11 protein-coding genes are annotated in these 9,592 nt (G+C 50.0%); 3 read left to right on the top strand and 8 right to left on the bottom strand.

Translation table 11 applies throughout. From position 1 onward, the window contains the following. Positions 1–731, bottom strand: a 731-nt coding sequence (locus WCO51_05485) for a trypsin-like peptidase domain-containing protein (GenBank protein MEI6512713.1), incomplete at its 3' end; no start/stop codon positions are given. Between the two features lie 233 nt (positions 732–964). Here WCO51_05485 and WCO51_05490 point away from each other — a divergent pair. Beyond that, positions 965–1,438: a transposase gene (locus WCO51_05490; protein MEI6512714.1), complete on the top strand. Its 474-nt coding sequence runs from the start codon at positions 965–967 to the stop codon at positions 1,436–1,438. Between the two features lie 282 nt (positions 1,439–1,720). On the opposite strand, the gene WCO51_05495 is transcribed toward WCO51_05490, so the two are convergent. From WCO51_05495 to WCO51_05525, 7 genes are all read right to left on the bottom strand, one after another. Next, positions 1,721–2,821 (bottom strand): Gfo/Idh/MocA family oxidoreductase, encoded by a 1,101-nt coding sequence (locus tag WCO51_05495; GenBank protein MEI6512715.1) that lies wholly within the window; start codon positions 2,819–2,821, stop codon positions 1,721–1,723. Between the two features lie 2 nt (positions 2,822–2,823). Then, positions 2,824–3,606, bottom strand: a complete 783-nt coding sequence (locus tag WCO51_05500) for a TIM barrel protein (protein ID MEI6512716.1) — start codon at positions 3,604–3,606, stop codon at positions 2,824–2,826. Between the two features lie 3 nt (positions 3,607–3,609). Beyond that, a complete protein-coding gene (locus WCO51_05505) occupies positions 3,610–4,671 on the bottom strand; it encodes a uroporphyrinogen decarboxylase family protein (protein MEI6512717.1) in 1,062 nt (353 codons plus the stop codon). 17 nt (positions 4,672–4,688) lie between these two features. Next, on the bottom strand, positions 4,689–5,666 hold the full coding sequence (locus tag WCO51_05510) for a trypsin-like peptidase domain-containing protein (protein MEI6512718.1): 978 nt from the start codon (positions 5,664–5,666) through the stop codon (positions 4,689–4,691). Between the two features lie 21 nt (positions 5,667–5,687). Beyond that, the gene (locus tag WCO51_05515) at positions 5,688–7,064 is read right to left on the bottom strand and encodes a trypsin-like peptidase domain-containing protein (GenBank protein ID MEI6512719.1); all 1,377 of its coding nucleotides are present in this window, start codon (positions 7,062–7,064) and stop codon (positions 5,688–5,690) included. Positions 7,065–7,182: 118 nt separating this feature from the next. After that, entirely contained in the window at positions 7,183–7,422 is a 240-nt protein-coding gene (locus WCO51_05520) for a hypothetical protein (GenBank protein MEI6512720.1), read from the bottom strand. Further along, positions 7,422–8,150 carry a hypothetical protein gene (locus tag WCO51_05525; GenBank protein ID MEI6512721.1) on the bottom strand — a complete coding sequence of 243 codons (729 nt, stop codon included), beginning with the start codon at positions 8,148–8,150 and terminating at the stop codon, positions 7,422–7,424. Before WCO51_05525 ends, WCO51_05520 begins: the two co-directional genes overlap by 1 nt. 513 nt (positions 8,151–8,663) lie before the next feature. Between WCO51_05525 and WCO51_05530 the strand changes: the two genes are divergently transcribed. Both WCO51_05530 and WCO51_05535 read left to right on the top strand, forming a co-directional pair. Continuing rightward, complete coding sequence (locus WCO51_05530) at positions 8,664–8,984, top strand: metalloregulator ArsR/SmtB family transcription factor (protein ID MEI6512722.1); 321 nt, start codon at positions 8,664–8,666, stop codon at positions 8,982–8,984. Positions 8,985–9,066: 82 nt separating this feature from the next. Beyond that, the gene (locus tag WCO51_05535) at positions 9,067–9,312 is read left to right on the top strand and encodes a thioredoxin family protein (GenBank protein MEI6512723.1); all 246 of its coding nucleotides are present in this window, start codon (positions 9,067–9,069) and stop codon (positions 9,310–9,312) included. The last annotated feature ends 280 nt before the right edge of the window (positions 9,313–9,592 follow it).

The following is a 9,592-nucleotide window of genomic DNA, read 5'->3' on the forward strand; positions in this document are numbered from 1 at the left end:
ACTTCCGTGACTGCGCCAGCTTGGTCTACTATCATACCTAGAATGAAGCCATAACGCTTCTCTGGTGAGAGCATCAGGGGAAGGAGAGTGATGACTTTATCCATCGGGATGGCAAAGTTGAGACCATGCACATCCGTCTTACCGGCTGACATTACACCGATGACTTGCCCTATTATATTAAAAAGTGGACCTCCAGAGTTACCGTGGTCAATACTGGTATCAGTTTGAAGTAAGTTGTTTGCGGGTCCGTAATCGGACATTGCCGTTCGTCCGATTGCGCTTATGATCCCTTGGGTAGCAGTAAACCCGATCCCTTGCGGATTGCCGACTGCCATAACAGGGTCTCCAACTTTCAGATCCCCGCTTCGCCCTATAACACTGGGTTTATAAGGCTTTGTGCCGGTAACTTTCAATATGGCGAGATCGTTAAGCTGGTCTTCCGCGACCACCCTGAAGCGATGATAAGCCCCATCAATCGTCTGCACGCCCTTATTGGCTTCCAACCGCACCACATGACTATTCGTCACCGCATATCCCGAAGGAGTGACAAAGAATCCACTGCCCACGTTGTAGCCAATAAAGATACAAAAACACGATTCCTTAACGCTGCCGTACACACCCACCCAAGGCCTCATCGCCGGGTCGGCATCAGAAAGCTTCATAGGAGCAGCAGAAGCAAGTAAAACGGTAGTAAAGACAAAAAAAACAACCAAAAACTTCTTCAAAGCCATACTCAACCTCTTCAAGATAATAATTAGACGAAGACCCAAGCCCCAAGTTCTGCTAAGGTCTAGATAAGTATGGCCACCTGGGTTATTATTGTCAAGCCAAACCCTAAAATCCCCGATGCATCGGTATTAAAGCGAAGTACTGAAGCCGATGCCCCCATCCAAAAACACGATGCTTCGGTATCAAAGCAAAGCGGCGATGCCGAAGCACAAACGAGTAGTGGTAAAATAAACCTATGGGACGATGGCATAATTTCTACGTGGATAATCACGTCCACTTCTGCACCTACACAGCAAAAGACTGGCGCCCGCTTCTCACGGAACCAGCGATAGAGTGCCTCTACGACGAATGGCACAAGAACTCCAAACGCTTCGCCGTCCAGACATGGGCCTATGTCATCATGCCAGAGCACGTGCACATGCTGCTATGGTCAGAACAAGGGAATAGCATCCTCCGCTTCATCCAAAGAACCTTAGGTCAAACATCAAAGCGATTATCACCCGCTAAAGAAAGCTTCTGGAAGGAGCGACCAAGAGTATTTCCGATATACTCTGAAGATATAGTGCGAGAGAAGATCGAATATATCCACGCTAATCCGGTGCGCCGTGGTTTAACAGAGACCCCAGAGGCATGGCCTCAATCAAGCTATAGCCAATTAGTGCTTGGAGATAACTCGCCAGCCTACCAGTGCGCGCGCATCGCATTATAAAGATTAAGTCCCTCCCCATACTCGATGCTTCGGTATCAGAGCGTAGCGCCGATGCCGAAGCCCAACTGCTAGAGAACACCTCCAAAACGAGCCAGGCGGTAAAATATAAATATGTCTCCAGTTGAACTACAGCCAGATTTTGGAAGGCGATGCTAATCCGACTTTGCAGCAGTTGCATATTATTACAAAGTTAAGCTCCGGCAGCGCCGCTACGCTCTGCTACCGAAGCATCGTGAAAATTCCTGATGCCCTCAGCCAAAAACACGACACTTCAAATGTCGGTTATATCTTCACCGCGTTTGACTTGGACTTCTCCATTACTTCTTCGGGGGTGACCTCTCGGCCTAGGTGGTCGGAGAGGTAGATGCCTTCGCTGACCAGCATGGTTTGAAGGGCTACATCGGCGGTGGGGAGGAGGTCAACACGGCCTTGCAGAGCGGCGACCCAATGGCCTTGGGGGGAGGTGTAGGCTTCATCGTCCTCGACCAGGTCTGACCATCGAGCGCATATCCCGTCGACACGGAAAGTAGCATCCATTTCCATGCCGTCCATGGCCGTGTGATAGGTCAGGGGGTCGAACTGGATGCCGCCCTGTGAACCTGCGATATAGCTTGCCTCAAAGGTGTTGAGGTGCATCGCCCACGACTCGATGATGTCCATCGTCAGTCCGCCCTCGAACTTGACAAGCCCGAGACCCAACTCTTCGACGTTATAGCCGCTCTTAGCTCGCCGCGCCGTGTCCATATCGGTTTCCTGGTGGATCTTGCCGCTGATGCGTGTCACTTCGGGCATACCGATTAAATAAAGAATTTGTGCGATGTGATAGACCCCCATATCGAAGAGCGCGCCGCCGCCCGCAGTTTCCTTCTTGACAAAGAACTCGGTGCCATAACCGTCAACATAGGGTCTGCCTCGACGACGGAAGCCAGTGGAGCGGGCATGATAGATATTGCCCAGGCGATCGTTCTCAATTAACTTCTTGGCCACTCGCGTCTCGCCAGAAAAGAGGGTGGCGAGTTGGATGCTGAGCTTGCGTTTGCATTTCTGAGCAGTCTCAAGCATCTTCACACCGTCAATATAGGAACCGGCGATAGGCTTTTCGCAATAAACGTTCTTACCTGCTTCAAGCGCAGCAACGGTAAAAGGCATGTGCAGGTTGTTGTGGAGGCAAACATCAACCGCATCAATGTCGTCGCGTTCCAGCAGCTTGCGGAAGTCTGTGTAGCGATGCGGAATGTTGTACATGTCCGCTACGCGGTTTAGTTCGACTTCATTCACGTCAGCCGCCGCCACAACTTCAGCCCCAGGGATATTCATATAGGCATCGAGGTGCATCTTGCCGATTTGCCCGACACCGATAAAACCTATTCTTACTTTATTCATAGTTATGCTTCTCCTCGAATAAGTCTGGACTCCGCCCGTTTGATAACGCCAAGTTGCCAAGCCAGTTCCGCATATTCGTTGTTGGCGGAGTGGTGCTCGACGCCCCAATAGCCTTCATAACCGGCATCCCGCACAGCGCGCAGTCTAGGTTCAGGGCCTGCCGCTGTTAAGCGCGCATCAACATGAGTGTGCATCACCCACGGGGCGATGGCTATGTCTCCCGCGACCTCTGCTTCCGGCCCACCGTTCCAGTGGCCAAGGTGAAGCAGAATGCCATATCCCGGATGGTCTACCTCTTCGCACACTCTTTGTTGGACGGCTAAGGTAAGTTCCGGTCCCCAGTGAGTTTCGGGACCAACGCGATATCCATTGTCCCACGCCCGCTTTGCATATTCTTTAAACCGCTTTACTACGTAGTCATATTGTTCTTCGGTGAAAGTCTCTCCGGTTCCACCCATATCAATACGCAACGTCTTCGCGCCCAGTATCTCAGCTGCCTTCATCCACTTTAGAGCCTGAACGCGATGCGCAACCCGCGATTCGACATCATCTTCCCAAGGATGCGGCCCGTCAACGCACAGGTTTGCCAGAACAAGCTCTCGCTCATCCAACGCCTCGCGCACTTTGCGGATATAGTCGTCATCGAGGCTGGCTAATGTGCCGCTCCAGATATCAGCGGCATCCAGCCCGAATCGATACCGAACCGTCTCCAAATACCCAAAGATATCCATCATGCCCGCGTTAAGCAGTCCATGAAAAGAAAAGGAAGCAACCGTGATTTTCATAACTTACCTCTTGCTCAGTTCTTCGTACACCTGGTTATAGTAGAGGGCGCTCTCGACAGGAACGTTAGCTGGGATGTGGCCGCTGCAACACATGAAATAGCCGGGGCAATTCTTACCTGCGGCCATGCAGCGCTCGACCTCAGCCCTTATCTGGGGTTTGCTGCCCCAAGTCAGGATGCGGACGTCGGCGTTACCAACGATAATGTGGGTCTTGCCAAACTTTTCAGTTATATGCTTTAAATCGGTGAATATCTCGAACCAGAAGCCTGCATTACCGCACGCGGCGACGTCATCAACAAACTGCGTGTAATTGCCGTCGCAGATGAAGATAATCTTCTTGCCGCTATCCACCAAAGGCTGCCATAGGCGCTTAAGGTTGGGAAAGATATACTCGCGATACCAGCTTGGGTGCATAAACGCGCCTTCTGTCCACACCATGTCGTCGTGGCTGTAGATAACCGTCGCCTCAGACTGTGCCATCGCACGGTAATACTGCTCAATCCAAGTAGAATAGCGATTAACCACATTGCCAAAGCGATTAGGGTCAGTACCCGCTGCCTCAAGCAGCATCTCCCACCCGAATATCTTAATCATCCCTGACATCAGAGTGATATAGATGCCGGTGGTGTTGACGTTAGTGGGGTAAAGCTCGCACTGCGTACGGTAGTGCTTATTGAAACGCTCGATTAGCTGCTTCTCGTCGCGAGGACCATAGACTTCCCACGGGTCGAAAGAAAGCACTTCCTCAACGTCCGTGAATGGACAAGAGATATCGTTGTCGAAGTCGGCTCCGCGCTGGGCATAGACGGCATGCCCCATCTTAGTCGCCTTCGCGCTTAGTTCGGCATTAGCGATTTCGCAGCCAAAATAGAGGTCATAGTTCCAAGCCTTCAAAAACGCCTGAGCCGCCCGAAGCTGTTCCTCTTCAGAGCTATCCACGCTGACTTCAATCCCCGTCACCGCCTTAATCAGCTCAAAGTGATAAGACTCTGCGCTAGGCTCAAACCGCGGCACCCTCTTCGGCATCTGCAGATTAATCGCTGCCAATCCATCCTCGTATGACATTCAGAACTCCTTAAGAACTACTTCGGCGCTCCCAAAATAACAGTGGTGATGACATCTGCCTTGCCGCGTTTCAGCGTTAAACGTACGGCTGTGCCTGGCTTAAGGTCGATTAGGTAGGTCCAGAAATCCAGACCTAGTTTGACCGTCTTACCGTCTACATTAATAACGCGATCGCCAACTTTCACTCCAGCAACCTCAGCAGGAGTGCCAGCAACGACATTAGTTACTATCCCCACGCTTCTTGCATCGACGTTCATGCCTAGAGTGAACTTGTAATAGGCTGCATCGGTCAAAAGGCCGGGCATGAGGGTGATGCACTTGTCGATCGGTATGGAGAATGCCATGCGTCGGGCAAAACGACGTTCACCAGAATTAATGCCGATCACTTCTCCCAGGCTGTTGTAGAGTGGACCGCCCGAGTTACCGCCAACGATATAGGCATCGGTCTGTATCATGTCGTAGTGGATAGTGGTTGCCATCTCATTACCGGGCAGGTGCCAATTGTAGCCATAGAAGCGGTTGATACCACTAATAATTCCGCAAGTCGCCATCATTCCCATGGTCGCATGGTTGCCAATTGCCATCACCGGCTCGCCAACCACCAGCTTGCTGCTATAGCCAAGTTTCCCTGCATAAAGAGGCTTGTCGGATTCCACCTTTATCATCGCGATGTCGAGGTCGTCCTTTCTTACAATAACCTTGAAAGGAAGCCGTGTGCCATCACCAAAGGAGACCATGCGAGTGCCTTCTACCGAGACCACATGGCAGTTGCTGAACCCATAACCGGCCTCGTTAAAGACAAACCCACTACCTTCGGCTGAGCCACTCGCCGATTTATAGATATGGACGTCTACGGAACTTTTCATACAACTCGAGTAGAGCTTATCCCAAGGCATCGGCCCAAGATCGTTTGCCGGTAGGGAAGGCAAAGCCAAAAGGAACACAAATGCCCCCATTACCACTCTTGCCAATCGAATTTGTAGTTTAATCATCATATTTTATCCTTATGGCACGAGCTAATTGGCTTTATGAAAGAGAGAGGTTGAAGGTAGCGCTTGTTTGGCAAAGCCGGGACCATCTGCATAAACCTTCAGATCACTTCCCCCATCGCGTTGGAAGTATTCGATGGTAATGGGATGATAACCTGCTTTGAGAGGGATGAAACCAGCCTTCTCATTCGCCCCATGTAGGCCATCATGATCGGTTACAACCTGATTGCCGATACAGATGCGACTGCCATCATCCGAGGCAATAAAGAAGCCATACACGCCATCTGTCGGCACGTTGACATAACCTGTGAAACGCAAACCGTAGTAGTTCTTACCCTTTAGCGAAGCATCAAGCGATACATCACCGGCAACATTTCTACCCGCAGAGGTCAATTTGCTGAAATCAGGCAGCTTGTTCCAATTGCCAGAGTAGAGATCAACGAATAGCCCAGGGGTTAAATTTGCAACTTGTTCAGCGGCTCTCAACGGGACTACGCCAAGAGTGATAGTCTTATTTAATACAATGCTTTTGCGTTTTACAGTGAGGCTCAGCTTATCGCCGCCTTTGTGATCAAGTAGTTCAAGTATGAAGTCAAGACTTCTTACGATCGGCTTTTTGTTGATGCTCGTTACTACATCGCCAACCACAAGCCCTGCCTTTTCAGCGGGTGAGCCTTTCACGACTTCCTTAACAACACCTGTCTTATCTGGGTTAAGCTTAAGTCCAAGCTTGTATCCATAACGCGCTTCCGCGTTAATCAAATCAGGTAACTCACGCAAAACAGTGTCAATCGGAATAGCGGCATTGATTGCAATGCACTCGACCGTAACCCCTAACACTTCGCCATTCATGTTGATTAGCGGCCCGCCTGAACTTCCGTAATTCACGGCAGCGTCTGTCAGAAGAACGCTATCATATTGGGCAAATGTATTGCCGACCTTGCGATTAACACCTGAGATGACGCCTGTCGTTGCGGAGAATGTTAGCCCATAAGGGTTGCCAATCGCCATCACCGGTTCGGCGATCTTGATCTCACTACTGCGCCCCAATTTGGCAGGAATAAAGGGCTTATCAGAAACAATCTTAATAAGAGCGAGATCGTAGTATTCATTCTGAACTACAACGCGATAGGGAACCATTGTCCCGTCCAGAAGCATTACCTGATTGTTGCTTTCTTGTTTAAGGTGATGATTGCAGGTAAGCACATAGCCGCTTTCAGTGAGGATAAATCCGCTCCCCATTGAAATGCCATTGCCAATCCCCACAATAGACTTAATTGCCGTTTGATAAGGCTCAACCCACGGCGCCCGTTTGCCGTCAAGCTTAGTCTCAGCGCTTGCGATTGAGCACAAAATTATTAACAATCCAATCAGTGAATACACTTTCAATTTGTTTGCTAGCATCCTTCATCCTCCATGTCTATAAACCTCAGTGATTATTGCATGCAAGAGGCCGAGACGTCACCGTCTCGGCCTTCTAAATGGACGCTTTGTAACCTTTTCTGTTTCGACAGTCATCTAACTAACCCAAAACAGCTTTGCTCACTCTTGAAAATTGCTTCAAGCTTTTCTCGGGGATGTTGCCGTCTAGCTCAACTGGCAGGTTGAACGTTACCGCGCCCTTGACCGCTTTGCAGTCGGCAACGAATTTAATTAGCTCATCGTCCGTGTAGTAATGGTCAGATACTTTGCTGCTGAAGCGGCAGTCCACCGGTGCCAGCGCATGCCACTGTACGCCATTCAAATACTGGCAAGTGGGCATCAGGAGGGGCAGGGGAGCCTTTCCGCGCTCTCGCCAACGGCCCTTCTCGTCCTGGTACGGCTCTCTATGATGTGGCCAAACTGGAGTTGGCTGTCTTCCAGGATTTCCACCTCACCCGCCAAGTAGTCCTGATAGGGGGATACAGGTTGTTCAATCCCGTTGCAGAAGTTGTCGTCGTTGAGCGCCACAATCGCATCCGGGTTGCCCGCGCGTGCATCATCGCAGAATGCCTGCCAATTCGTCATGTAACGGTTAGTGAAGTCCAACACCCCATCAAACCACCAACCATCCGAAAGACGCCCGAGCGAGTTCGAGTAGGAGCGCAGCCAACAGCCATAGAGATCCAGGAACAGCGGGTCATGTGTGCCTCCCCTGAACGGCCCCGGCGTATATCCTTCGACCGGAATAGGGATTCCAACCGGCAGATAGGTGATGAGCTTCTTGCCCATCCCATGCACTCTTTCCCCAATCTCCCGCATAAGATCCCTCTCAGACCCATGTCCCGGCTCGATGCTGTCCAGCCATGCATTGGGGCTGCAGAAGTACTGGGTGCACTGTCCAAACGTAAAGATTAGCCAGTTCGCCCCGCTCTCATCAAACTGTTGAATAAACGAATCGAGGTCAAAGGCATTAATCACCCGGTTAAGCTCCCACGTCTTCTCCGCATGCGTCGCACCTTTGGGATCAACGATATGGTGCACCATCAACCCTAACGTCCCGTCCGCCAACCACTGTGCCTTGTGTTCTTTCATCTAATTACCCCTATCCTTTCTTTCCTAAAGAGTACCCTTAGACACCATCATATTAGGTTGCAATAATAGTGATACAACAACAATACTTTAATTTGTCGTTGCTGCTTTTATTGCCTAAGTAATTATGTGTCACAGCGTGTTGTTCTTTGAAATTACTCGCATATTTACTTGCAAAACTGTTGAATAAGTGTTATATTAGTTCTCGTAGTGGGTGTCTCGATGCGCTCGGGAGTCCCTTGTTGAACCCCCAAAAACGACGGATCGAGCGCGGGTATTGCGGGCAATCCATGGAATACACGTGGGGTTGAGAAACTTTGCCAGCATGCTCCACTCGATTCGTCATCTATCAACCACCATCTCACGACAACACAGCTCCCATCTATGTTATTAGATGGGAAAAGAACCCCCGCCTTAATTGTATATTTCTTTAATTACTTCTTTCACTTGTGCTACTTGGGTAAACTGCCAAATAGCAAAGCGAGGTAGAAGATGGACGTAGAGACACAAGCGAAATTCGAATTACGCGCACAGGTGATTAAGGCGATGGCGCATCCGACGAGGCTGTTTATCGTGGATCAACTCTCTAAAGGTGAGCGTTGCGTGAACGAATTGACGGATCTGGTTGGGGCGGATATGTCTACCGTTTCAAAGCACCTGAGCGTGTTGAAGTCGGCGGGAATTGTTCAAGTGTCAAAGCGCGGACTGCAGGTTTTCTATAGCCTGCGATGCCCATGCGTTATGAGCTTCTTTGATTGTGTCGAAGGCGTCTTGAAAACGACAGCCACTGGATGCCTAACCGCCATACGCTAGAGGCGCCTCGGCGTACAGATTTTATAGGGCATTTGATTGGCTATTCTATCTGCTTGGCAATAACAGGGAAGGGAATTTGATTATGAGAAAACTACAGATACTAGGAACAGGCTGTGCTAAATGCAATAAGCTGACCGAGCTAACCAAGACTGCCGCAGACGCGCTTGGTATCGAGTATGAACTCGAGAAAGTGACTGACATCCGCGAAATCATGCAGTTCGGAGTGATGATGACCCCAGCCCTTGTGGTCGATGGCAAGGTTAAAATAGTAGGTAGGTTACCGAGCGCTGATGAGATGAAGAAGCTTATCACATTAGAAATAGCCTGAAGAGGCGCGATTGCGAGGCTATACGTCGCAAAGAACGCTCATAGGAACATACGAAACCCCAATCCTCAACACTGATGTCGCCAAGCTTAGGCGCATCGCATACAACGGAGGTTACAATGAGAAGAAAAGTATTAGGAATATCAACGCTCATCCTAGCGCTGGCAGTTACTTGCATTATCATTGCTGCTACTCCTGCGAAAAAGAGTTGCAATACAGCAGTCACCGTAAAGACTGGCGCGCTTTGTCCAAAGCCAGTAAAGACTAAGACGGTAAAGAAACC

It is taken from the genome of bacterium, from assembly GCA_037131655.1.
Lineage (GTDB): Bacteria > Armatimonadota > Fimbriimonadia > Fimbriimonadales > JBAXQP01 > JBAXQP01.

What these genes read in the sequence shown, in the direction of transcription:
- WCO51_05535 (MEI6512723.1), top strand. Translation starts at nt 9,067, where the DNA reads ATGAGAAAACTACAGATACTAGGAACAGGCTGTGCTAAATGCAATAAG.
- WCO51_05495 (MEI6512715.1), bottom strand. Translation starts at nt 2,821, where the DNA reads ATGAATAAAGTAAGAATAGGTTTTATCGGTGTCGGGCAAATCGGCAAG.
- WCO51_05515 (MEI6512719.1), bottom strand. Translation starts at nt 7,064, where the DNA reads ATGCTAGCAAACAAATTGAAAGTGTATTCACTGATTGGATTGTTAATA.
- WCO51_05500 (MEI6512716.1), bottom strand. Translation starts at nt 3,606, where the DNA reads ATGAAAATCACGGTTGCTTCCTTTTCTTTTCATGGACTGCTTAACGCG.
- WCO51_05510 (MEI6512718.1), bottom strand. Translation starts at nt 5,666, where the DNA reads ATGATGATTAAACTACAAATTCGATTGGCAAGAGTGGTAATGGGGGCA.
- WCO51_05490 (MEI6512714.1), top strand. Translation starts at nt 965, where the DNA reads ATGGGACGATGGCATAATTTCTACGTGGATAATCACGTCCACTTCTGC.
- WCO51_05505 (MEI6512717.1), bottom strand. Translation starts at nt 4,671, where the DNA reads ATGTCATACGAGGATGGATTGGCAGCGATTAATCTGCAGATGCCGAAG.
- WCO51_05520 (MEI6512720.1), bottom strand. Translation starts at nt 7,422, where the DNA reads ATGCCCACTTGCCAGTATTTGAATGGCGTACAGTGGCATGCGCTGGCA.
- WCO51_05530 (MEI6512722.1), top strand. Translation starts at nt 8,664, where the DNA reads ATGGACGTAGAGACACAAGCGAAATTCGAATTACGCGCACAGGTGATT.